At 44.4% G+C, this 24,392-nt stretch carries 21 protein-coding genes; 11 read left to right on the forward strand and 10 right to left on the reverse strand.

The genetic code is table 11. The features are described 5' to 3' along the window. Window positions 1-14 precede the first annotated feature (14 nt). The 7 genes from AAC022_RS08560 to AAC022_RS08590 form a co-directional block, all read right to left on the reverse strand. The gene (locus AAC022_RS08560; protein WP_339730097.1) at window positions 15-677 is read right to left on the reverse strand and encodes a phage head-tail connector protein; all 663 of its coding nucleotides are present in this window, start codon (window positions 675-677) and stop codon (window positions 15-17) included. A gap of 64 nt (window positions 678-741) precedes the next feature. After that, window positions 742-975, reverse strand: coding sequence for a hypothetical protein (locus AAC022_RS08565; protein WP_339730098.1), 234 nt, complete (start codon window positions 973-975; stop codon window positions 742-744). Window positions 976-1,028: 53 nt separating this feature from the next. Continuing rightward, window positions 1,029-1,541 carry a hypothetical protein gene (locus tag AAC022_RS08570; protein WP_339730100.1) on the reverse strand — a complete coding sequence of 171 codons (513 nt, stop codon included), beginning with the start codon at window positions 1,539-1,541 and terminating at the stop codon, window positions 1,029-1,031. An 89-nt stretch (window positions 1,542-1,630) separates the two neighbouring features. Then, window positions 1,631-2,902 (reverse strand): phage major capsid protein, encoded by a 1,272-nt coding sequence (locus tag AAC022_RS08575; protein WP_339730102.1) that lies wholly within the window; start codon window positions 2,900-2,902, stop codon window positions 1,631-1,633. A 105-nt stretch (window positions 2,903-3,007) separates the two neighbouring features. Further along, complete coding sequence (locus AAC022_RS08580) at window positions 3,008-4,405, reverse strand: hypothetical protein (protein WP_339730103.1); 1,398 nt, start codon at window positions 4,403-4,405, stop codon at window positions 3,008-3,010. A gap of 377 nt (window positions 4,406-4,782) precedes the next feature. Continuing rightward, window positions 4,783-5,460, reverse strand: a complete 678-nt coding sequence (locus AAC022_RS08585; protein ID WP_339730105.1) for a YkgJ family cysteine cluster protein — start codon at window positions 5,458-5,460, stop codon at window positions 4,783-4,785. 216 nt (window positions 5,461-5,676) lie between these two features. Further along, complete coding sequence (locus AAC022_RS08590) at window positions 5,677-6,978, reverse strand: PLP-dependent aminotransferase family protein (RefSeq protein WP_339730107.1); 1,302 nt, start codon at window positions 6,976-6,978, stop codon at window positions 5,677-5,679. A 235-nt stretch (window positions 6,979-7,213) separates the two neighbouring features. On the opposite strand from AAC022_RS08590, the gene AAC022_RS08595 reads away from it, so the two are divergent. Next, entirely contained in the window at window positions 7,214-8,827 is a 1,614-nt protein-coding gene (locus tag AAC022_RS08595) for a sodium/solute symporter (RefSeq protein ID WP_339730108.1), read from the forward strand. Between the two features lie 8 nt (window positions 8,828-8,835). Here the strand turns inward: AAC022_RS08595 and AAC022_RS08600 are convergent, their stop codons facing one another. Beyond that, window positions 8,836-10,293, reverse strand: coding sequence for a phage portal protein (locus AAC022_RS08600; RefSeq protein ID WP_339730110.1), 1,458 nt, complete (start codon window positions 10,291-10,293; stop codon window positions 8,836-8,838). 60 nt (window positions 10,294-10,353) lie between these two features. After that, window positions 10,354-12,054: a hypothetical protein gene (locus AAC022_RS08605; RefSeq protein ID WP_339730112.1), complete on the reverse strand. Its 1,701-nt coding sequence runs from the start codon at window positions 12,052-12,054 to the stop codon at window positions 10,354-10,356. A gap of 257 nt (window positions 12,055-12,311) precedes the next feature. Between AAC022_RS08605 and AAC022_RS08610 the strand changes: the two genes are divergently transcribed. Then, complete coding sequence (locus AAC022_RS08610) at window positions 12,312-13,169, forward strand: alpha/beta hydrolase (RefSeq protein WP_339730114.1); 858 nt, start codon at window positions 12,312-12,314, stop codon at window positions 13,167-13,169. 30 nt (window positions 13,170-13,199) lie between these two features. On the opposite strand, the gene asnS is transcribed toward AAC022_RS08610, so the two are convergent. Beyond that, the gene (gene asnS, locus AAC022_RS08615; protein WP_339730116.1) at window positions 13,200-14,591 is read right to left on the reverse strand and encodes an asparagine--tRNA ligase; all 1,392 of its coding nucleotides are present in this window, start codon (window positions 14,589-14,591) and stop codon (window positions 13,200-13,202) included. A 453-nt stretch (window positions 14,592-15,044) separates the two neighbouring features. On the opposite strand from asnS, the gene AAC022_RS08620 reads away from it, so the two are divergent. The 9 genes from AAC022_RS08620 (at window position 15,045) to AAC022_RS08660 (ending at window position 24,383) form a co-directional block, all read left to right on the forward strand. Beyond that, window positions 15,045-16,151 (forward strand): type II secretion system F family protein, encoded by a 1,107-nt coding sequence (locus AAC022_RS08620; RefSeq protein ID WP_339730118.1) that lies wholly within the window; start codon window positions 15,045-15,047, stop codon window positions 16,149-16,151. Continuing rightward, a complete protein-coding gene (locus AAC022_RS08625; protein WP_339730120.1) occupies window positions 16,151-17,413 on the forward strand; it encodes a type II secretion system F family protein in 1,263 nt (420 codons plus the stop codon). The genes AAC022_RS08620 and AAC022_RS08625 overlap by 1 nt, the downstream gene beginning before the upstream one ends. 267 nt (window positions 17,414-17,680) lie before the next feature. Then, window positions 17,681-18,991 (forward strand): type II secretion system F family protein, encoded by a 1,311-nt coding sequence (locus AAC022_RS08630; protein ID WP_339730122.1) that lies wholly within the window; start codon window positions 17,681-17,683, stop codon window positions 18,989-18,991. A 99-nt stretch (window positions 18,992-19,090) separates the two neighbouring features. Further along, window positions 19,091-19,456 (forward strand): hypothetical protein, encoded by a 366-nt coding sequence (locus AAC022_RS08635; RefSeq protein ID WP_339730124.1) that lies wholly within the window; start codon window positions 19,091-19,093, stop codon window positions 19,454-19,456. Continuing rightward, window positions 19,449-20,057 carry a prepilin-type N-terminal cleavage/methylation domain-containing protein gene (locus tag AAC022_RS08640; RefSeq protein ID WP_339730126.1) on the forward strand — a complete coding sequence of 203 codons (609 nt, stop codon included), beginning with the start codon at window positions 19,449-19,451 and terminating at the stop codon, window positions 20,055-20,057. Before AAC022_RS08635 ends, AAC022_RS08640 begins: the two co-directional genes overlap by 8 nt. 8 nt (window positions 20,058-20,065) lie before the next feature. Next, a complete protein-coding gene (locus AAC022_RS08645) occupies window positions 20,066-20,512 on the forward strand; it encodes a hypothetical protein (RefSeq protein WP_339730128.1) in 447 nt (148 codons plus the stop codon). Window positions 20,513-20,569: 57 nt separating this feature from the next. Continuing rightward, window positions 20,570-21,493 (forward strand): DUF1559 domain-containing protein, encoded by a 924-nt coding sequence (locus AAC022_RS08650; RefSeq protein WP_339730130.1) that lies wholly within the window; start codon window positions 20,570-20,572, stop codon window positions 21,491-21,493. 64 nt (window positions 21,494-21,557) lie between these two features. Beyond that, the gene (locus AAC022_RS08655) at window positions 21,558-22,514 is read left to right on the forward strand and encodes a DUF1559 domain-containing protein (protein WP_339730132.1); all 957 of its coding nucleotides are present in this window, start codon (window positions 21,558-21,560) and stop codon (window positions 22,512-22,514) included. A 525-nt stretch (window positions 22,515-23,039) separates the two neighbouring features. Next, window positions 23,040-24,383: a hypothetical protein gene (locus tag AAC022_RS08660; RefSeq protein ID WP_339730133.1), complete on the forward strand. Its 1,344-nt coding sequence runs from the start codon at window positions 23,040-23,042 to the stop codon at window positions 24,381-24,383. The last annotated feature ends 9 nt before the right edge of the window (window positions 24,384-24,392 follow it).

Consider the following 24,392-nt stretch of genomic DNA (forward strand, 5'->3'; position numbering starts at 1 on the left):
GTGTATGGATACCATCAGATCACTACCCTCTTATAGCGAGACAGTGAGCCCTTGATAGAATCGAGGAATTTCCCTGCCGCTTCAGCACCTGAAAGGGTGTATGAGTAGTCTTCAATGGATTCAGATTCTAAACGTCCGCCAGCATCGATAGATTCCAACATGGAAGTCACCAGCTTATTTGCTGCGAACTGAATGTCAGCGGGCACTGTGGCCCATCCAGCAACGTAGACGACCTTGAGATTGCCCAACCCCAAACCGGGAGCACTCGACAGCTGTCCGCGTAACCGTGAAGAAGGACGCGGCCAGGCTTTCCCGATCCGGTATAGAATGCCGCTTTTACTCACCTCTGTTGCGGTGGCGTCATCCTTTCGGAGCACATAATCCGTTCCCTCAAACAACAACGACGTGGCGGGGAAAGCATCCGTGCCATCCCCGAAGTAACCGTCTGAGTCCTCATTGACTGAGGTGATCGACTGCACCGGAGTTTGGTTGAGAACAATCACCTGGTTGCCACTGCCGCTGTAATACTCGGTATAGGTCGCTTGTTCGATTTCCCGTTGGAGATACCCTTTGATGATCGAATCGGCCTGAGGAATCAATACAGCCAGCACCGTATCCAGTGAGGTGTCACTGATACCCAAAAGCGTTTTGATTGTTACGGCGTCTGTCAAAGCCATTGTGAATCTTACTTTCTACACATACAAAGCATTGGACTGCTTTAAAGTTCGTGTCAGGAACTCGCTAAAGAGGTTGGTTCCCAGGCACATTCTTTGTTACAGAGTTGCTCTTTGAATTTGATGCCTTTTTTAGGACATCCATGTGTTGATGAAAAACCTTTGCCAATTCATAAGATTTTTTCACGTAGTGCGTTGCATCAAAACCATGATGACTTGTGACACACATACGAATAAAGATCTGCTCTGCTAAGGAATCGATTTTCGAATTATTGTCTACTTGTTTTAATTCTGATTTCATCCGTATGTATTCCAGCCAGCAATTTTAGAATTGAATCGAAAGTTAACTCATCTTTATGCAAGGGCAGACTGCTTGACTTCATTGACGTAATCAGCCCCCTGCAGAATGTAAAAGCCTGCTCCGACCTGTGAATTCGCACCGACATCTGCCACATTGAATGAAACAAATGTGTAACCATTCTCAGAATCTAAATTTTCTGCCAAGACTTCGATGGCAATCAGTATTTCGTTTTCTGCCCCATCAATTGTGGCGGTATCTAAACTAGCTGCCGCCGATTGTTTCAGCAGAGTAAACTGGCCTACGGCGTCTATATCAGTTGCGCCGACTTTATGTCGAATCCGCGTGAAATCCAGTGCCTTCGAATTACCTGATGAAGCCGCATCGTGCTGTTGTGCTGAAATCACAGGATCGTCACCTGCTGTCCCGATGGAAGCCATCAATACAAATATGCAACGGTCGTAGCTCTGAAGATTGATGCGGTCCCCAGCATTAGTAGTCGTTGACAGATCGACGGGCATGAAGGCAGGAATGATATCGTGACTTTCAAAGAATTCTTTATTGAACATAAAATGAGTTCCTTCTCGATTTAAAAACAGAATTGGAATCTAGAGAACGGATTTCAGGATCACAAAATCCGTTCTGTTTGAATTAGTCTCTAAGCCCGGGTGCCCAGGGTGACAAAACTGGATTGAGTGGCTGTTCCTTTATAGGGAGTCAATGGTTGAGTCTCCCAAGGCTTGCCATCAATTCGCATAATAAACCTCAGGGCTAACTGATCAGTCAGAAACTCGACATGCATCGACTCAGCCTGTTCGATTCCCCCTTTACTGATCGTGATGTAATCATCCAGACTAGCCAGCAGAACATCTCCCTCAGTTCCCAGAGTTTCGTTGAACTCGGTAGGAATCACTGGGCGTCCCATGAGAGTTGCATAGGAAGCACCAGACAATCCGGATGGAGGCATGTAAACTAATTGACCACCGGCTGTAGACACACCTAAACTCATCTGATGGAGTTGTGGTTCCGTATCCTGATTGATGAACCAGGCTGCGTTCATACGCGAAGAGGCCTTCATCCGACTCCACATATTGAGAATATTTTCTGCAACGACCGTATTGGCGGCTTGACCGGCCTCCTTGGGAACAGTGACACGTGCCGCCGATTGCATCAGGCCCAGGGGTTTCCCGACACCATTCCCATTAAAGATGGATTCACCTAACATGAACTCCATTTCTTCCGTCACTTTTTTATTGACGTATGATTCGAGAGCCATGCCATTATCATTTATCAGCTCCTCAGTCAGGTAAACCAGGACTGCCAGTTTATTGAGTTTGAGCGTTGTTTCTCCGAGCTTCGGTGAGTTGCCAGTCAGAGGATCGCCTTCACCTACCCAGTAAGCTCTCAGCCCTCCTGCTCGTGCTCCATCTGCTCGACTTGTCTCTGAATCTGTTGGAAATGTCATATTATTTCCAGCGACCTGATAGTGATCTGTCCGGCTGAAAATATCGTTTTGGTAAATGCGGGTCAGGATTTCCTGATGAAACTCCGGCAGGATGGCAATCCCACCATCCGCGCCGACAATTTCCGACATTCCCTGGATTGCCTTACACATACCCCATGATTTTTTAGTCTTTGCGATGACTTCGCTTCGGTCTTTAAAACCGCATCGAATAAACTCACCAAACGATTGAAATTCAGAAAATGGTTTATAGCCCGCAGGAAGACTTCGAGAACTTTTGGAATGGGATTTATTGAATGAGATTTGATTCGTTTGGCTCTCATCTGTTTCCCAGTAACTGGATAACCGTCCCTGCGAGTCATGGTGAATCCCACTCATATCAGGACCATTTAACTGATCAACACTTTTCGTCAGGTTTTCAATGTTTGCTGAGAGAGACTTCACTTTTTCTTCCAATGTTTCAGACATAAAAATGCCCTTTCTACAAATAGTTTTTGTCTTTCGACAAATCGATCATTTCCCCAGAATTTCTGGACATTCTTCTTTCGTGTTTTGCTTTTGATCACATTTTTTTCAGGCAGGTAAAAGGTCAGACAATTTTTGCTGTAACTCTTCGACTGCTTGAGAAAGCGTTTCAACATTCTGCTCAAGTTTCGATTGATCGAAAGTGGGCCGACTTTGATGAACAGGTTCTACATGTTTTAAAATTTCCGTTACGACCTGCCGTTGCTGAAGGGTTAAATTCTGTGACTGGGACAATGATTTCAAATGTCTGTACTGGTCAGAGTCTTCTTGATGGCTAATCGTTCCGGAGTCCGGACAGGGTTTTGCAGGTTGAGTCGCTAATTTACTTAAGAAGTCATTCCTATGATTGTCAGCTTTATTTTCGACAGGACAGTTCAAATGGGCATAGTTCTGTGCATATAAGTTCTCTAAGGAGTTACGTTCTGATTCAAGGGATTGCAGGAACGTTTTCAAATAGGATTTCACGTGTTCGTTTTCCAGCACAATGGCTGTGGAATTCACACCTGACACCAAGTCCAGTATTGAATCTCGAATGGAATTCAATACTTGTGCACCCAACGGGATCAATTCACTGGGGTATTCTGGGTTACCAGATACGGAACCATTTTTGTTGATTGCTTTGAGTTGGTCTCCATCATTACTTTCAGACGGCTTCACCTTTTTCTTTTTCACGGATTTATTTTTGTGACGAATATGACGGCCCATTTTTTCCTTGTCATGTATTCGACCTGTAGGTATTTCGAGAGTATTTTTCGGTGACTGGTATTTTGCAGGGGGCGTCCAGCCAGGCAGCGTTTGATTTTTGGGAGGAAGAACTGCTTTAAGCGATTTCAAAAGAGGCTCCATGATTTGGCGACCTTCAATCGTCCCTCGATCGATGGTTCTCGCAATTGCATCAGGATTCACTCCCAATGCCCCCCAAGACCATTCAATTAGTTCCCATTCCTCAAGAACAATACCAACCCCATCATTCGATGTTTTGCGAGTAAATGATTTGATCGGAACCGCCCGAACTGATGTTGCCCTTACCAGTCCTTCCGCAATGAGATGAAATATTTGCACAGACTCCAGACATTTCTCCGTGAAGTAAGAAGTTGCTGAAATATGTGCTTCTTTCACTTCTAATGCCAAGCGGCCATCGGGATGTTGACACTTGGCAATCGGGCGTGTCAGTTCCCCTAGTCCGTGTTCCCAAAGTACGACTGGGTTCTTTCGGAAATTTTCAAGCTGGACGCCCTGGGGTACGATAATATCCCCTTCACGATCCTCACGCGGGGTATTGATAATTGCACGTGCCGACATTAATTGCTCGTCGACCATAGGCTGTGTTTGACACGTCAAAGAAAGATCAGAGGACTCCCCAGCAATGCTGCAGAAAGTGCCAATTTTTTTCTGCCGATGTTTGAGAGCAGCCAGCAGCGAGTTGGGTATTGTTTTTGTATTCACAGTATGCCCCGGAAAGAAACAAAATCATGTTTGCGACAGGGCAGTGTTTTAAGGTTCGGGACCTGCTGGTCAAGCTGATAGAAAACCGTTTTTTGATTTTTTATGACCGAAGAGCTTCTTGATCTTCACTTATTTCTAACTGAAAGCGGTCGTTAGAGCCTGCCGATGAGAATTATTGTGCCGATTTCCTGACTTTGAAAAAAGCACAAATGATTGCAGGCAGAAGAGAATACTGGCTCAAAACAGAAAAACCAGATCTTGGAATAGCTGGCCCAAATACAAGGCCTGTATTTGTTACTCAGCAATTTGATCGTTTCAAATTGCTTCTCTGAGATAATCAGGACAAAAGCTTATTGGGACAGCAACAAAAGACATACTCAGGCTGCTTTGCGAACCGGTTCCGAGTCCTGAGCAGTATCCGAATTACTTTGAGGTCCTGAAGTGATTCGATTTGAATAGACGATATCGATGAATTCCGGAAAATCATTCCATTCGCCCGGGGTCTGATTCCAAATCGCTGCAATTTTGCTGAAATATGTCATTTCATATTGGGCGAGCACCAGACTCTGAATCGTATCATTTGGTTCTAAATCGGAAGCATTCCACTGCCGAGGACATAAGTCATAGGCTGCTTCCCCATTCCGACCATTACTGGGAATTTCGTATAGAATTGCCAGTTCATTGGAATCGTTTAATTTCGCAGGGAAACTACGGCAGGTATGCGGACGACTTCCATAAATACTGCAGCGACCTAATCCTTTAGGGTGTTCCTCATCTGGTACACATTCTGTCAGAAAGCGACACTTGGTTGTTCCCGGGAATGAGACACTCGGTATGTGTTTTAAACAAACCACAAAAGGAACAGTCGGATCATCAGCAAAAAAGAAATGCGGAGCAAGATTACGTGAAATCAAACCTTCGGAATCTTCCCAGCGACAGGCAAAATCCCAAAACGCCTTATTCTCATGATGGGTAAAGCGATGAATGTCCGCACCAGAAATCGGGACTGCGAAAGATCGACAACACCCAGAATGGCAGGAATCACAAATGCCCATTAATTTTCTTGCTCTTAGAGGAAATCCTGGAGGTATTGTTTTGTGATTTCATATCAGAACCATATTTGAATACAGCAATCAGTGCTATTATCAAAAAACAAACCACAAAACCCTGCCTGCCTTATCGGCACAACCGTCAAACTCACTTGAGTCGATTTCCGAACACAGGAGCTATTTACCATGCCCACTGTCTCAACAAACAAGCTCTAATCTATTTCACAATAAGGACTTGACTGCGTGTGCGAGCCTCTTCATACCCTCCTGAATCCCGTCCAGGTTTTGTACACCAAACGTCAGCCGCATATGATTCTTTTGAACGGGAGGCTGTTCGGTATCGCCTCGTCCTGAATCGATGGCATAGCATAATTCGCCGGGGACATACATAACCTTATCTTCGTGAATTGCTTTCTGGAACAAGGGGCTATTGAACCCTGTTTCGATTCTTTCAGGCAATGTCATCCAGACATACAACCCCCCCTTCGGATGTACCCAATGCACGTCAGGAATATTTGAAAAATGAAGATCGGCGGCTTGTAGCATACAATCCCGCTTCGCGCGATAAACCGTTTTTAATTTTTCCACATGGTCATAGTAGAGATTTTCACGAAAGGCCGTGGCTAAAATATGCTGACTCAAATTTGTTGAACCGAAATCATCATTTCCTTTCTTATCTCGTATTGCTGCACAAACTTCATCCGGAGCAACACCAAAGCCCACTCTTAAACCCGGTGAAAAACTCTTCGAAAAAGTCTGAGTCAAAATCACGGTCTCTCCCGTTGTATCAAAACTTCTGATACTCGGAGCCACTCGACCATCGTAGCATAGTTCACGATACGCCAAATCCTCCAAAACAAAAATACGCTGTTGTCTGGACCAGGATCGTGCGATTTCCACAACCTGTTTACGACGATCCAGCGCCAGAGAAACACCAGACGGGTTTTCATAATCACTCACAAGATAGATCATCTTAACTCGATGTAATTGCCCTTCTGCCTCCAGCATGTCGAGAGTTGCTTCAAGTGAATCCATGCGCATTCCAAATTCATCCGTTTCGACAGAAACGATTCGCGCACCTAGTCCCTGCAAAACTCCGAGAAAGACAAAATAGGTTGGAGCTGCTACCAGGCAGATATCACCTGGATCAAGCAATACTTCCCCCAGTAATGAAAGGTACTGCTGAGAACCTGTGGTAACAATCATGTTATCAACAGTGATCCCTAATTCTTCGGCGGATTTTTGTTCAAGACGGGATAAATGTTTCAGCAAATGTGACCGTAATGCCAATGATCCTGCAGTTGTTCCATATTGCAATGCCTCTTTCGCAGTCTTGGGATCTGAAAAGAGATCATCAAAAGCCTGCTTTGTGATCTCAGCCGGCAAACTGTTCTGGTCAACCAGCCCGGCAGCTAAGGAGAGAACCCCCGGATTCTCTACGCCTTGCTGCATCAGAAAACTAATTGGTAAATCGTGGCTCCATGTTCTTTTTTTACTGAAGTGGATTTTTTTGTTCGTCGACATCGCCATTATTATTTCTTGAATTATGAATAGAACAATTTTCGATCGCCCCCTGAGATCAGGTCTGCGGTATTGAATTAAGCATAGTAGAGATACATCTGATTTACTACGTACTTTGATACTACAGAATTGAAATCGAATCGTGATATCAGCATACTGGGTGTTAATTCTGCTCGCTAATCAACAGGGAAGGCAAACCATTGTCATTCTCTGCGTAAATTTAGTAGGAAACAGTATTTTGAAATCGATACGATTCTATCTGACTCTGTTGAGCATCTTCTTCCTGCAACGTCCCCTCTCAGCGGCAGAATCCCTTCCGGATCCGCTGCCTCTGAATACCGGATTGCACCCCCTGGATTGGGTCATCATTGGCTTTTATGCCGTCTCGACAATTTTTTTGGGCTGGTATTTCAGCAGGGGACAAGAAGATACCTCAGAATACTTTGTGGGAAGCGGCCACATGAACCCCATTTTGATTGGGGTCTCTTTATTCGCCACACTGCTCAGCACAATTACCTATCTCTCGACCCCGGGAGAAATTCTTGGTAAAGGCCCAGTCTATCTGGTCAAAGATCTAGCGATGCCATTTATCTTTATCATCGTCGGATTTGTCATGCTGCCGGTTTATATGAAACAACGTGTAACCAGTGCCTATGAACTACTAGAGGATAAACTGGGCCTGGGTATTCGCTTGATGGGGGCGATCATGTTTATTTGCTTGCGATTAATCTGGATGTCGTTATTAGTTTATCTAACGGCCAAAGCGATTACCACGATGCTCAATGTTGGTGAAGAATGGATTCCCTACATCGTAATGGGAACTGGCCTGGTCGCTATCATTTACACATCCCTGGGAGGATTACGGGCTGTTGTGATTACCGACTTAATCCAAACGATCCTCTTGTTCGGCGGCGCGTTGCTGGTCATCGCAACCATCACTTACCATCTGGGTGGCTTCAGCTGGTTCCCAACTCAGTGGGACGAAAGTTGGGATACACAGCCATTTTTCAGTTTTGATCCGTCGACACGGGTCACTTATGTAGGCACATTTCTATCAATCTTAATCTGGTACGTTGCCACGTCGTGTGGTGATCAAGTTTCCGTACAACGATTTATGTCAACGAAAGATGCCAAAACGGCCCGTCAATCACTGGCCATTCAATTGACTGTTTCTGTTGTTGTATCATTGACACTCGCAATGGTTGGCTTCGCGCTACTGGGGTACTTCAAAGAATTTCCGAATGAAATCCCGGCGGGAATTGACCTCAAAAAAGATGCTGACAAATTCTTCCCGCATTATATCGCTTACCACCTGCCTGTGGGGATTTCAGGTTGTGTTGTCTCAGCCATGTTTGCTGCTGCCATGTCAAGCATCGACTCGGGAGTGAACTCTATCACCGCTGTCGTGATGACTGATTTCTTCGATCGTTTTGAACGCCAGCCCAAGACGAAAAGAGGACATATATTTTCTGCAAGGCTACTCGCGTTTGGCATTGGTGCAATCGTGGTGATGACAAGCTCTGTCATGGGAAACATACCGGGGAATATTACAGCCGTCACAAATAAAACAGCAAACCTGCTGACCACACCGATTTTCTGCCTGTTCTTTTTTGCTCTGTTTGTTCCCTTTGCCAGACCCGCAGGTGTCTTGGTCGGCACAGTACTGGGAACAACAACCGCCGTCCTGATCGCATTCTCCGGACCTATTTTTGTCCCTAATTTCCAGCCAACGGACTTAGATCCGATTAGCTTTCAATGGATTCCCATCGCAGCAGTCACTGTAAATATCGCAAGTGGCTCCCTGGTCAGCTATCTGATTACCTGTTTCGAAAATAAAAAGCTGACTTCTTAGCAAATTCTTTATTCGTTGGAATGACCTGCCAGTTGATTCCGTGAGTTCAGCATTGCGGAATCCAGCATCGTTTTACCCTCAGGGAAAACAGGATGACTGGCATCGTCATTTTCCTGTATGTTGGGCGAGAGTTGAGGTTGCTTTTCCTGGCTGACTAATTGATCGCCACCTTGACTGGCTCCCAGAGGAGGTAGTCCGCGAATTGCCCTCAATTCATCGACTTTGATAATCTGCGCCTGGATATCGGTTGCCAGACGTTTTTCAAGTATATCAGGATCATCTATGTGGGTCGCTTCGATCTCCACGGTTAAATTATTGCCAAACTGAGGCGCCAGGCGCTCGGTATCATCTTCCGCTAGCAAATCCAAAATCGGCTGTACTGTGAGCGAAATGAACTGCTTCAGACTCGCATAAAAAGCAGCATAGCTGCCTCCATCAGATATACCGGCTGCAATTCCGGGCACACCATGTAACGCCAAAATAGCATCTCTGAATTGCACAAACGACTCATTATACGCCATCTCTCTGGGAGTTGCCGTCAGCGCGACAACCTGCTCTCCAGTGGTAAAGATCGCCTTCCCTGTATTTTCCGTTCCTCCATATTTCTGTTCAAACATGGCAGCTGCTGCTTCGAGCTCTTCCTTAGTCGGATTCATGCCTTTCCCACAAGTCACCACGATAGAGGGGTCAGCGCCATTATTCATCTGCGCCCAGCGCGCGGCATCGATCTGATTTGCTGAATCAATCCATCTGGCACCAGCGCTGACAGGCGACTGCCCATCATCCTTATAGGTTGGGTGTGGCCAACGTGTAATTTGCAATTGAGCAAGTGGAATAATTTTGCCGGCAACCTGATGAAATGCCCCTGAATCTGTAAAGATACTACCGGATGCTTCATAATAGTGCCGCAATGATGTAGCCTGTATTTTATAGCCGCCTTCCGGCAAATCATCGGCTGGTGGAACCGGCGTCGCAATTGCGGTCGGAATCACATACCGTTGGACAGTTTTGCCAAATTTATTGGGCACATTCCAGACGATACTTGTGCCCGTCAGTTGCAACTGTAAAACGCGTTCATAACGAAACGAAGCGCCCGACTGAGTAGGGTTTGGCTGCTTTAATATTTTGCATAAGCTATGATCATTCGGAAGGGGGACCGAAGCACCGTATTCTCCTGCATATAAACTTTTCGTCTGACCATATCCTGATTCTTCCTGAATGCTCCGCTGCATTCGTTTTTGTTTTGATCCATTGACCGAATCATCATAAACAAATACAGAAGCCTGCATGGCCTGCAGACAAATCGCTCTGACTGCCACAAAAGTCCAACCAGTGTATTGTTCCGATTCCTGACGATGATCACTACTCCAGGAACCGGGCTGCCCTGCGCCTAACACTGCTCGCAACGCAACTGCAAATCGATTGGTTTTAAAACGTGTCATGAGTTGCTTAAACGGGTTCCACATAATTAGTCATTCCTGTTCCACTGAAAATTCGGTATCGAATTTTCAACTTGTTTTCGTTTATTAAGCGACGATCAGACGACGTCGACGTTGATCTCGTAATGCACACAGGCAGTAGACGACCGCATCAGCCCGGTCTGGTGATCGCCCGAGTATCTCACGCAAGGTTTTTCCCATAAAGTTTTCGTCAGCCCCTCGGCGGCCTTTGGGGGTGATATAGTACTTTTCCCCATCATGGCCCGAATAAATTTTTGCAGGAGCGATTAACTCAGCTTTTAATCGTTCGTTATCAGGTAGCCCAAACGGCATCATGCGGAAGTCACCAGCGGGGTCAAGTCGTCTTCCGGTTTCACCATATAGTTCTGCCCGTTTATTGGCATATTTTTGAGTGTCCAAATCGCTGGTTGCATTCCCATAAACTTCGATGACGTGCACATTTCGCTGTTTCAATGGATCTCCCACTGCATTTCCATATCCACCTCCCCAATCAATGGCGATCGGAACAGATCCCTGTTGCAAGTCGACTCCATAAGAAAGTGCTGTCTCCAAAACCCACCACATTGTTTGTTGCGTATCAGAAAATTGACATTCATGGAGGGCACGAATTCCATATCGCCCTCCAACTGCTAATACAGAAGTATCTCCATAGCGGGAAGCGGCGACGTCCAGTCCAAATCCCTCCACAGGTAGGATCTGATCCAAAATCTTGATAGCCAATGGATGATGTCCCTGACTGGCACGGAGCCAGAGTTGATTCCATCGTCCCCAGAATTTAATTGGTGCAACCAGCCATTCGGGCAGAATCACCTGCTTGTCAGGATCTTGATCAGGAAACTTGCCGAGCGCATAAACATTTCGAATCAGTGGATCTGAATCATGCAGCAAAGCCATAAACTCATCGTAACAAGTTTGCCCTGGAATTCTTGGCTGGCATTGTTCAAAGTCTGTTTTCGAGATCGGAGCACCGTGCGGGTAAAAGGTTCCCGAAATTTCGATGCCCCCCAAAGGTGCAACAGGCTGCTCCAGACACTTTTCTTTGACATTCGTGCATTCCCAACCACTGACTGTTATACAACGAGTTTTACCATATTGATCGAGAATCGTTTGGGTTTTATCCGGTTCAACTATGGGAAATGCATCACGAAAAGCCCCGGATAGAGTCGAAGGGTTTGAGAGTGCCAGAAACTTTTTGGCCTGTGTATTTGCCAGTTTGTACTTATCTTCCAGATTCGGTGCCGTGGCTTCATCAAACCAGAACAGGACGTGTGGTGAATGAGATCCTCGAAAACCCTCGATGTGCTGTGGATTGGCCAACGTGATCGAATGCTGCTTGTTATCGTACACACCAGATATCTGTAGTGTTCCTGGAGGTTTGATTGTCATCTCCCGCCACCATTTATCGACTTCCGCAAATGCAATTTTTTGCGCCATTTTCATGGAATCACGGGTAATGATTATTTTGGCATCGCTCCAGATATGAAAATAAATACAACAGGCGATTCCGGCCGCGGCCCCTTTCCCACACCCTGTATTTCCCTTGACAAAAACGCGACGAATTGTGGGATCGAACAGTGATGCGAGTATGTCCCACTGCCATTCATCTAACTGAACTGCGGGCCACTGAAATTTGACATAGGGACGGATTATTCCAACGCGAGCCTGATCAATTGCCCGCTTTAAATCAGTTTCAATACTTGTTTGCTGAGCACGAGTTCGCTTTTCCCGCTCAAAGTTGATCATCGCACCGTCTCTACAGTCTGCCAAACACTTCACCATCTATTTCAATCAAAACTCCTGAAGAATGATTTGGGTGTCGCAGGCATCACTCATCGCGCATCTCAATTACCCTGCGGAGACTTTGCTCATTTTATTTTACCATTCAGCCTGAAAACCAATCATCATCCTTGCCTTTGGCGTGCCCCCGTCAAGATAATCTATGGCTGCTGATCTGTTTTTATCTGAACAGAAAATGGTAAAGTTCACTAATGCCAATCGACTACGTTCTACTTTGGAGCAAGAACATGAAAATCGTTTTCATTGCAGCCATACTCACTTCCCTCTTGATCCCCATTCACGCTTCTCGCGCTGACGACGATATAAAAATCACACCAGATGTTGTCTACGGCCATAAATTTGGAATGGCTCTGACATTTGATGTTTACCAACCTCAGAAGCAGGCGAATGGGGCTGGTGTCCTGTTTATGGTTAGCGGTGGCTGGTATTCGAAATGGACGGATCCTAAAAACATGGTAGGCCGGTTTAAACCCTTACTTGATGAAGGATTTACTGTTTTTTCCGTCAGGCATGGCAGTAGTCCTAAATTTATCATTCCAGAGGTCGTGGATGATGTTCGCCGCAGTGTGCGATTTATTCGACTACACTCAAATGAATATGGAGTTCGTCCCAATCAGCTGGGTGTCTGGGGCGGGAGTGCCGGCGGTCATTTATCACTAGTCCTGGGAACAACTTCAGATGAAGGAAACCCGAAAGAAAAAGACATCGTATTGCAAAGCAGTGATCGGGTGGCCGCCGTCGTCGCCTACTACCCTCCGACAGACCTGCGCGAATTTGTGGACGAAAAATCTCCTTATTATCACCGCTTCCCAGCACTCCAGTTTGATGTTGACCTGGCAGATGATTTTTCTCCTGTGCTACATGTCACGCAGGATGACCCGCCGACGTTACTCATTCATGGCGATCAGGACAAGCTCGTTCCCATCAGTCACAGTGAAAACATCATGAAACAGTTCCAGGCGCAAAAAGTACCTGCAGAATTATTGGTCATTAAGGATGCGGCTCATGGCTTTCAAGGCGACGATAAAACCCGCGCCAGTCAAGCCGTTGTGAAATGGTTTAAGCAACACTTGCTGCAGCAATAACAGAGAATTTTCGCTACCTGTGATTGATGCTTAAAATTCCGCGTTTTTTGGAGTTCTGGGGAATGGTATGCAGTCGCGAATATTGGTCATTGAAGTGATCAATTGAATCAGACGCTCAAACCCCAATCCAAATCCGGAGTGTGGGACTGTGCCGTATTTACGCAAGTCAGTATACCACCAATAATCATCCGGATTTAATCCCCCCTCTTTCATCCGATCAATCAGAACATCATAACGTTCCTCACGCTGACTCCCACCAATAATTTCGCCGACCCCCGGCACCAGCACATCCATGGCACAAACGGTCTTACCATCCTCATTACACCGCATATAAAACGGCTTGATCGTTCTCGGATAATTATAAACAATGACTGGCTGCTTGAAGTGTTCCTCTGTTAAAAATCGTTCATGCTCTGACTGCATATCACTTCCCCACTCAATGGGGTAATCGAATTTCTTGCCGCTGGACATCACGATTTCGATCGCTTCCGTATAAGTAATTCGGACGAATTCATTGTCTGTGATATTTCTCAGAGTTTCGAGTGTTGTCTTATCAATCCGTTGATTAAAGAATTCCATATCTTCTGAACAGTTTTCAAGTACATCTCCAATAACTGTCCGGACAAAACTTTCCGCCAGCGCCATATTATCCTGGAGATCACAGAAAGGCATTTCTGGCTCAATCATCCAAAACTCTGCCAGGTGACGGGATGTGTTCGAATTCTCAGCTCTAAAAGTGGGGCCGAAGGTATAACATTCTCCGATTGAGGTTGCAAATATTTCGGCTTCCAGCTGCCCACTTACTGTTAAAGAAGCTGGTTTACCAAAAAAGTCCTGAGAAAAATCGATCTCTGTTTTAACTTGAGCCAGGCGTTCCAGGTTGAGTGTTGTAACCTGAAACATCTCCCCTGCCCCTTCGCAATCACTGGTCGTGATAATGGGAGTTTGAATGTAAACAAATCCGCGGGACTGAAAAAAACGGTGAATCGCAGCAGCCGCCTCATTACGAACTCGCGTAATTGCCCCAAAGGTATTCGTTCGAGGGCGTAAGTGTGCAATCTCTCTCAAAAACTCAAAACTATGTCGTTTTTTCTGTAGTGGATAAGTTTCTGGGTCTGCGGTGCCGTATAAAATAAAAGATTCTGCGTGTAATTCAATTCGTTGATTTTTACCCGGTGATTCATTTACTTTTCCTGTCACAGAAATACTGGCCCCCGTTGTAACGTCCTTGATTATGGCTTCATAATCCGGAACATTCTGATCAATGACGACCTGTAAGTTGGTCATACAGCTGCCATCGTTTAATTCAACAAAGGAAAAACCACTCTTGGAATCACGGCGCGTGCGGACCCAACCGGACACCTTGATTGTTTCTCCTGGTTGAGCTGAACTTAATGCTGACTTTATTTTTGTTCGAATCATACGAGAGGAACTTTCCTGATTTGAATTTGTGACACTACGACACGTTTGATTATGGGGAATTCAAGACAGCCATCACTTGTTTCGCAAGGACTGTTCAAGGATTGCTTTCGATTAAACTCACTAAAAAATAGTTTCCTTTTTTAATATGCCATCAGGAATCTGTAAACTGTAATCCTACGGACCGGTCAACGATTGTGCTTTTCCCACAGGGATTTTCCTTCGACAAGATTTAAAAAACAGGACTTTTTCAATCTTTTAAACAAAAACGCCTCAGTAAGAGTTCTCATAGAAGGTAAAAGAGCTGGAAAATGAATTTGGAGCTTGATCAAGCTTCTTTGGTTCAATTGCCCAAAAATCAAGGTAATCCATGACAGTTCATTGCAAACGAGATTACAATGAACGCAAGACCACTTCATCAAAACGATTCAAATAAATGCCGAGATACAAAGACGAATGACTAATCCTGACTCCATCCGGCTCAAGAAAATCTCTCCAGAAAATCTGGCCGATCTCAATGATGAGCTTTCTGCGATGATTCGTGCAGGAATCCCTTTAGATGAAGGGCTACGGAATGCGGCGAAGCACTTGAGAAAAGATTCGCACCAATTTATAGAACAACTCGCTTTAAGGGTCCAGCAAGGGGAGACTTTGGGAGATGCGATCGACCAGGAGTCGAAAACACTTCCCATCTCGTACGTTTCGTTGATTAAGTCTGGGTTGCGAATGGGGCGACTTCCAGAAGCCTTGCAGGCCTACACATCCTTCTCACGTTCTCGGATGGAGCTACGCCAGGAAATCGGAAACGCCTTACTATACCCAGCTTTTGTACTCATTATGGCATTTTTACTTTCGTTGTTTGTCTGCTTTATCATATTTCCCGAATTGCAGGTCGTGCACAGAATGTTCCAGCTGGAAAGTACTCCGCTCATGAGTTCTGTTTCAGCCTTCTTCGAATTCTACCAAAGCTGGTACCTGATCGTCCCCTTGTTACTATGCTTATTATTCATCAGCTGGAAAACCAGCCGATTCTCATTTCTTACACCTCGAGAACAAAATGAAACCTTCATCGGTAAATTCTTTTCGACAGTCGCCTATGGCTGGATACCAGGCTATCAGACTTTAGTTCGAGAAATGAATTATTCGACTTTTGCCGAAATGTCGGGCATCCTGCTATCCTATGATGTCCCCTTGCATGATTCTCTCACACTGGCAGCTGAATCAACAGGAAACACAATAATCATTACAGAATCGCACTCTCTTTCTAGACTCCTGGAACGCGGGACTTCACTCAAAGAAGGAATTCAATCCTGCAAACAGTTTCCGGACTTTATGAAATTGATGGTGGTGGAAAAAACTCATCAAAACCATCTTCCCCAGATCATGTCCGAGATAGCACGGGTCTATCGATCGCGCGTGTTAAATCGCATTGATTGGATTAAACGTATCATACCCGTCGCACTACTGATTGTAGTAGCCGGTGGTATCACCGCTTGTTATACACTCATTGTGTTTATCCCCTTCGTTGAAATATTAAAGATGTTGGGGAGCCCCACGACCTAATGAATCGATATTCTTATAGCTGCATCGGCAATGATGGTCAGGAACAGAACGGTTTCGTGCAAGCAAAAAGTGATGAAGCAGCGCGTATTAAGCTGATGGAACAAAGCCTGAAAGTTGTTCGTTTGGATTTGTGTTCTAATGAGGAAAGTACGTCTTCCGACACTACTGAAGTTTCAGAAGCCATCGAGTTTTCAAGTGATCAACTAGCCGAGTATGGCAAGACAGCATGGAATCCTGAAACCGAATTTATTGATCACTTACCCAAAAGTTCCCAACTCAATTTTCATGGAATGCCGCTTTCAGCGAGCTTGCGTACTTTGGCTGAAGAAACTTCATCCAGAAAACTCGCTCAAACTTTTCAGAGAATTGCCTTAGAGCTGGAACAGGGCACGACTGCAGAAGAAAGCTTCTCCCGTCACCTGAAACATGTTCCGCATAACCTGGAATCACTGATCAGAGCAGGTGCTAAAACTGAGCAACTGGAACCCATCATTGAAGATTATATCGAAAGCCAAAGACTTCTGATGCAGTCGCGACATAAAATCATGACGTCGCTTTTTTACTCAAGTGTATTAGCCTTGGGTACTTTTTTACTTTTTTATTTTCTAATGATATCTGTAGTCAGAAGTTTCCGTTCTATTTTTCTTGACTTCGGAACAGAACTTCCCGGGATCACAATTTTGACAATGCATATCTCAGATTTTCTTGTTGCCTATGGTTTACCGATGTTAGCAATTCTGATGTTTAGTTTTGCAGGAATCTGGTTTTGTTTTGACTTGTTCAAAATGCAGGCAATACGTCGACGCCTGATTAATCAAATACCGATTTTGGGCTGTATTTTAAATTATACATCTATTGCGTTATTTTGCCGGATGCTGGCTACGATCATTGAGGCCAAAATCAAACTGCCTGAAGCGATTGAATTAGCCGCCAAAACGACAAAAGATCCAAACTTAATTGCTGGCTGTGAATTACTGAAACAACGAACGAAGGAAGGATTTAATTTATCGGACGCTTCGATTGAAATCCCCCATTTCTCCAAAAACTTTATACACATTTTTCGATGGCAAGATCGCCCGGATATTTTTATTGATTCGCTACGTGCCAGTAGTAATATCTTTCAGGCCAAAGCAAACATGAAGACGGGGACATTTGTATTTGCTCTGCAACCAATTGTGTTAATCGGAATCATATTCAGCATTGGTATGCCAATCGTGGCAGTCTATCTACCTTTAATAAGACTACTCAATGATCTCTCATAACCACTTTTTTATCGTCAGAAAGCTGCTTCATCTGTGGATGCACTAGGTCTAATTATTAGTTTGGCATTCTTTGTCTATTTTCCTATTGCAGGAATCTCTTCGATTCTTCTTGCGCGCAGAATTAATGATTTTGGGCATCAGGGTGTCAACCCACTACTAAAAGCCTGTTGGGTTTCCTTTACTATTTTCATGATTGCCTGCAGTGTGATTTTCATTGCCTGCAGTTTTTTGATATTAAGCACGAGTCAACATTCTGGTGTAGGAACTATGCTTCTTGTAATTCCAATCTCACTATTGTTCTCCCTTACAATTTATCTGGAATATCTGTGCTATCTCTCTGCTTCTGCGCTAAACAAAGAAGACGAATATGAACTTCCTGAATCACTGCGTAACCAGATACACAAAACACGCGTGTTAGGCTGGATCGTACTGGGATTACCTTTACTGTTATTTGCACCGGCATTGCTGTTAGCTGCCTCGGTATTACTCTCATTTGCCCTGGTATTCTTGATCTTTGTGATTATTGGATCTGTGTTGAACATCATTTCCGTCTCGAAACGGGCCAATGAGTCAGAACTACTTTGGCTACTCGCGCTATGTGTAGAAAAAAACATTCCGATAGCAGAAGAACTCGACACGTATTCGCTCACCCAGAAACGAAAGTATCGAGAAAAGGTCCAACTTTTGAGCAGTCGACTCTACTCTGGCGAATCACTTTCCGATGCCCTGTCAACAACACCGGGACTGGTCCCCCAGTCGGCAATTGTGGCAGTGCGCATTGGAGAAGTGAGTAATAGTCTGGGAATTGCCCTGCGGGATGCTGCCGTTCAATCTACAAAGAAACTAAAACACGTATCTGAAAACTCAAATCTCTCAATTATCTTTCTTTATTTGACGATGGTTGTGTCTGTTCAATTTCTGATTGTCGGCTTTATCATGTATTGGATCATTCCGAAATTTAAAAAGATCTTTTTAGATTTCGGAACCGAGCTTCCCTCAATTACACTTGGACTAATGAATGCCAGTGATTTTATCATTTCCTATTTTTATTTGTTTTTGCCGCTATTTTCTCTGCCCATCATCGCATTGGTCCTGATACAAGTCGGCAATTACTATGGGTGGTACAATTCGCGTATACCATTCTTTACGGAATGGTTCCCGCGTTTAAATACTCCTCACTGTCTGAGACAGATTGCGCAATCCATTTCCGTTCAAAAACCTCCTCAAATTGCTCTGGATTCGATCTCAACATTTCACCTCTGGGCGGATGTCAGAATGCGCACTCAATCTGCGAATGAACGAATCAAACAGGGCGAGAATACCTGGAAATCCCTGCAGAATGCCAAGGTAATCAATGAAACTGAAGCTGCTTTGTGCTCCACTGCCGAACGAATGGATAACCTTCCCTATGTGTTGAGAACACTGGCAGAATCAATAGAACTTCGTAGGGCCAGAAAACTAAGATTCCTTACGGAATTCCTTAAACCGATAATCATTTCCTGCTTGGCTATCCTGGTCGGATATTTTGTGATTGCACTGTATATGCCTCTTGTCAAATTAATTTATGATCTTGTTTGAATTCTATTTATTATGATGAACCATCGTCACAACATAGCCCCCCATAGTATTTGCTTGAACGGTCGAAGTGGTTTTACGATTTTTGAAGCCTTGATCTCTATGATTCTGGTCAGTACCACTATAGCCATTTCCATTCCGACACTCAGAGTTGTCAACCTGCAAAGAAAATCGATCAATGCGAGATTGAAAGCGACAACTGCGTTAGCCAACCTGGGAGAAAGAATCGTTGCTGAAAATTCGTGGGACAACCTCACTTCACATAAAATGGCGGAATACGAGGCTGACATACCCGCTCAATTAGGTTTGAAAGAACCTCAATTAAGCGTGAAGCTTATTCAAAAGGAAAATGATCCGACGGAGCGTCAGGTGCGAATCCGACTTTCCTGGGAGAATCCTTATGGTGAATCTGTGGATCCGCTGCTCCTTTCTCTGTGGTTCCATCGTGAGGGGAGTTCAAATGAATAAGCTCAAACAAGCAAACTCACAAACACAGAATACATCTAGCAAAAATACAAACCCCATCCCCAAAGGTGTCTCACTTATTGAAATGCTGCTGGTGATATCGCTGATGTCAGTGATATTTACCGTGGCGATTACAACTCTGGGACTTCTCATGCGGGTAGAAATGAAAGGAACTGCGCGAATCCAAGAAACACTCAATTTCCAGAGATTATCACGCCAATTCCGAGAGGATGCAGGTCTTGCCCGCAAAGCGGTGATCATCGCCGGGGACGATAATAAATCAGATCAACTCAAGTTTGAGATTGAGCCAGATACATCAATCATCTATTCCAAAAACAAGGCTGGGAATTCGATTCTCAGGTCGAAACAACAATTGGAAAAAGTAATCGCAAGCGATGAATTTCGCATCTCTGTCGAATTGCTCCAATTCCAGATTGAGAAAAAAAACAACCGAGAGCTTGTTTCTATGCTGCTCCAGTTTTTTCCTGAAGAAATTCATGATAATCAAACCGTCAAAAAAACAACCAAGATTTTGAAAGTTGAGTCTCTCGTTTCACAGAAGCACTCACTCCAAAATCGAATGGAAATAAATAATTCGAATTGACAGAGAAAATGAAACGAAAAATAGACCATCTCAGATCAAATAGAAGTGAGCAACGGCAGTCCCGTTGGATTCATCGACGAGGGACGATTGTCCTGATTCCAATGATCTGCCTGGTACTGTCCCTGGCTGTGATAGGAGGGCTATTGAAACAGACGTCGATAGAACTCAAGCAGCTGAAAAAAGAGCAATATCTTATACAGGCCAATTGGCTTGCAGATGCTGCTGCACAACGCGCAGTCAGGAAACTGCGCAGCCAACAGAATTATATCGGAGAAACATGGAACGTCTTACCAGAAGAAATTGGCGGAGAATTCCCCGGATCCGTTGTAATCGAAATTAATCAAAGTTCCCAAAATAATCAGTCACTCACCATTCGCACACTCGCCAGCTATCCCTCAAAAGTGACTGAGCGAGTCCGAATCATTCGTGAGTGGCCTTTTGAGTTAAGAAATTAGACATCCAAAAACTAAGTCTCCTTCTGAAAAGAACGAAACGGCAGCGAAGGAATCATCATGGAACAAATTTATTTACCATCAACTGAAAAGCAACAGAACTCATCCAGAGGATTTACCCTGATTGAGTTGCTCGTTGTGATTGCCATCATTGCAATTTTAATCGCTCTGCTCCTACCAGCGGTTCAACAGGCACGTGAGGCAGCTCGCAGATCATCGTGTAAAAATAATTTGATGCAAATCAACGTTGCAATTCAAAATTATGAAATGGCCCATAATGTGTTGCCGAGCGGCACCGTCAATCCTACAGGCCCCATTCGGAATGAAGCCAAAGGATACCATGTCAGCTGGTTTTTACAAATTCTGCCCTATCTTGGTGAGCAGGTCGCCTTTAATAAGTTTGATTTTAATAAAAGTGTATATGACCCGGCAAACAAACAAGTCGCCGACTATCGAATCCCAACATTAAGATGCCCTTCCAATCCGAATCCAGGACATAGCTATGCAGGAATGCACCACGATGTTGAAGCTGCCATCGACTCAAATAATAATGGCGTTTTATTTTTGAACAGCAGTGTGAGTTATGATGACATTCCCGATGGCAGTTCCAAAACACTCTTTATTGGTGAGCTCACGGAAGGAAATGAACTCGGCTGGGTTTCTGGAACGCGATCCACACTCAGAAATGCCGGCACTAAGATTAATCTCAACAATGCAAATTTGTTCTCAGGCAAAGCTGCCTTTGAACAACGTTTCCCCTCCGAAGATTCAGAACAGAATCCTGATAGTCCAGAAAAAGACAATGATACACCTGAGAGCAATACTCGACTGCTACAAGTCGGTGGGTTTTCCAGCTATCACACAGGGGGAGCCCATTTTGGAATTGGTGACGGAGCGGTTCGATTTCTCAGTGAAAATATCAGTGTTCCAGTCTATCAAGCATTAGCCAATCGACACGATGGGCAACTCATTTCTGACTATTAAATGAGTCTCGCTTATCATCGAAAGCTTCCTGTAGTTTCCCAATCCACAGAAGTAGAACCGTTCCATGTTATTAAAACGTCGCAATTATCTAACTCGTTCTGGCTTTGTACTGCTTGAGCTACTCGCCGTATTAATGATCATCATGATTCTGATTGCACTTTTGCTTCCCGCAGTCCAGCAGGCACGAGAGGCTGCTCGATGCACCAGTTGCAAAAATAATCTGGCACAAATCGGTGTGGCTTTACAAAACTATCAGATGGCACACTTGGTTTTACCGTCTGGCACAGTCAACTCGAAAGGCCCCATCCTCAATCAACCGATAGGCTATCATGTCGGTTGGGCTATTCAGATTCTCCCGCTATTAGACGAAAAAGTAGCCTTTCACAGTTATGACTTCAAGTTCGGTGCCTATAATCCCGCAAATCTACAAACAGCGAACTATATATTGCGATGTTTTCAGTGTCCTTCCAGTAGTAGAGGAGGCTTTAACTATGTCGGTTGCCACAATGATTCAGAGACCCCCATTGATGTCGATAATAATGGCATTTTATTTTTGAACAGCAGCATCCGCGAGAAAGATCTAAAAGATGGCCGTGCTTACACATTTTTTGTGGGAGAAGCCATTGATGGCGGTTTTTTGGGTTGGACATCTGGCACTTCATCCACCCTCCGAAACATGGGGAATAAAATTAACTTCGTCGGCCCGAACCAAGGTGCATTTGCTCAAGCCAATCGATATGGAAACTATGGAGAATATCGTTTTGAAGCGCAAGCTGATGACATGTTTGATGACCTCGATTCCCAACCAGAAGTTTCAAACACGGAAGGAAAGAAACCAACACTAACTCCCGAGGAACAAAAACTTCTGCTTCAAGTAGGAGGATTTTCCAGCGCTCACACAGGGGGCGCCCATTTTTGTCTGGGTGATGGTGCAGTCCGATTCATTAGTGAAAATGCTGATTTGCAAATACTAAGAAACCTCGCAAATCGCCATGATGGGAATCTGATCGGAGAGTATTAGGTTACCAACATGAAGATCAAGCAGTTATATCCTGAATTGAAATCGATCCTCTATTTTTCGATGGTTATCTTTGCGTTTCCTCAATTCGTGGAAGCCATTGAAATACATGACATCCGGTGGGGATTCAATAACCGGCCTGTCGCCTATAAGATCAATCCGGTTACACTCTTGATTGAAAATACCGAGCCAACACCATTTGAAGGCGAGGTCCAATTTCGACAAGAAACGTTTCGTGGTCAACAAATTGGTATCACACTCTCAACAGCAATTTATATCGCCCCTTTTGAAAAGAAATCGTTGCAGTTTTATCCGTATATCACAGAATCAGCGAATAATTGGGAAGCCAGCTGGGAACATAAAAACAAGCAGCATGTTCAATCCTTTCTATCACCCCGCCCAACAACGAACGATGTTGTAATCCAGTTAGTAGAACCAGACAGTCTGGATCGAATCATCCCCGGCATCAAGCAGTTTCCCGAAGATCTATCCCCCCCCTTTCCAGGCGCTATCGATGCATTAGATGAAGTGATTCTGGACCATGTTCCCAAATGGGAAAAATCTCGTAGAACAACTTTTATCCAATGGATCTATTCCGGAGGAATCGTACACATTTTTGAAAATTCAAACGGCGATCTTCCGCTCTTCCCTGAATCGTATTCTCCATTAAATGGGATTTCGACTCCTGTTTTTTATGGAAATGGAGTCATTTATCGTTATCAAAATAAACTGAACGATCTTTCCTCCTCAGATCTGAAGCAACTAATGGCCAGAAACACTCGAGCTCCAGTGAAGCAGCCAACGGGAGAGAATGAAACGCCTGCTCCTCAAGTGGTCAGTTCTACCGCTACCCAATTTCCGGGAGCCGTAAATCATTTCTCTCAGGCCAACGATGAAGAAATCCTTGCTACATTGACCGATATCAGTAAGCCCAAACAGATTTGGTATTTCATTTTTTTGCTCTCATTCTTTTATTTAATCATCGCGGGCCCTGGTTATTATCTGGTCACGAAATTTTCAAATAAATATTCCACTTATTATGGAGTGTATCTGGCTGGTACCGCCCTGTTTTGTTTGATTTTCTTATTCATTGGTCAACATAGCACAAACCGCACATCTCAAATTCATTCTCTGATCGTCGCCAATATATTGCCCGATAACGAAATTGATATCACCTCATGGGCGAGTCTGGGTATTGTATCGGGAGGTAAGTTCAATGTCTCGTATTCGGGTGACGCACACATTTATTCTGCATGCCAACCCTATTCGAAAGTCAACGGTGTTGTTACTTGCGGCACTGAAGGGAAAATGCAGGTTGATATTCCGCCAAATTCATCCTGTACCGTCTTCCATCGTGGGAAGACACCAAAAACCAGTTTCAATGTAAAGCTCACTTCATTTCTAACAAATGAAACGGGAATAGAAATACTTTCTCTTGAGACTGATAAAGATTTCCCCCGTCAAATTGAACAAGTCTATTTTTTGTTTGGCGCAAAGTTGTATGAATTAAAGCAAGAACACAATCGACTTGAATTTAAAGGGACTTCTAATAATCTTTTTTCCGTACTCAACACAAATCCGCTTCTCGAAACAACTTTTTTCACACCAAACAGATTCTCCCCTTTTGTCAGACCTAAAAACCAGAAAGATCATTTCGCTCTGAAAAAATTCTTTCCAATCTTACTACAACGCGCGATGCGGGTGTCAGCTCAAGAAATCGACCGAAGTTATCGTTATCCCGAAAACCGAGGAAAACTGTTTGTTCTATGTAACATCCCTGATAGTTTGTTTCCGAAAACACCTGAGATTTCACGAAAAGAAGGCCTGGTGCTTTATTCCCTTGAAGTTCCAATCTCGGGCCAGTCTGACTGATTCTGTCCT

The sequence above is a fragment of the uncultured Gimesia sp. genome, assembly GCF_963976445.1.
Taxonomy (GTDB): Bacteria; Planctomycetota; Planctomycetia; order Planctomycetales; family Planctomycetaceae; genus Gimesia.